At 56.0% G+C, this 477-nt stretch carries 1 protein-coding gene; it reads left to right on the forward strand.

Annotated elements, in window-relative coordinates:
- Positions 1-139: 139 nt before the first annotated feature.
- Positions 140-477, forward strand: a 338-nt coding sequence (locus HMPREF9538_RS29395) for a hypothetical protein (RefSeq protein WP_009484302.1), incomplete at its 3' end; no start/stop codon positions are given.

The following is a 477-nucleotide window of genomic DNA, read 5'->3' on the forward strand; positions in this document are numbered from 1 at the left end:
CATACGCCGGATAAAAGAGGGCGATCCCCTTCAGGTGGCCAGCTGGTATCAGACCTGTTTTGATGCAGGCCTGCCGGTCACCGTCCAGGTGAATGAGAGCCGGGACTGATCGCCACCACACAAGGAATATGAGCATAAAATGAAAGTCACTGAACCCGGGCTGAATAAGCTGATCGATAACCTGAACACCCTGATTTGCGAGGACAGCCTGCTCACGCGCCAGGAGCGTGAAACGCTGGTACTGGCCGTCGCCGCTATCGGCGCCATGAAAGCGCGCGTCGGCTTGAAAAAAGGCGATGCGCCGACCGTTGCCAGACGGGAAAAAAGGGAGAAAAAAGACCGCCAGCCTGATCCGCGTTTTCCGCGAGCCGGTCATCCCTGGCAGGAAGACGAAAAAACCTTACTGAGTGATGCGCTCGATTCGGTACCGGACGAAGAGATTGGCAAGCATCTTTTCTGGCTTTCCGAGAAACTGGG

Origin of the sequence: Klebsiella sp. MS 92-3, assembly GCF_000195655.1 — a bacterium.
In the GTDB taxonomy this organism is placed as follows: Bacteria; Pseudomonadota; Gammaproteobacteria; order Enterobacterales; family Enterobacteriaceae; genus Klebsiella; species Klebsiella pneumoniae.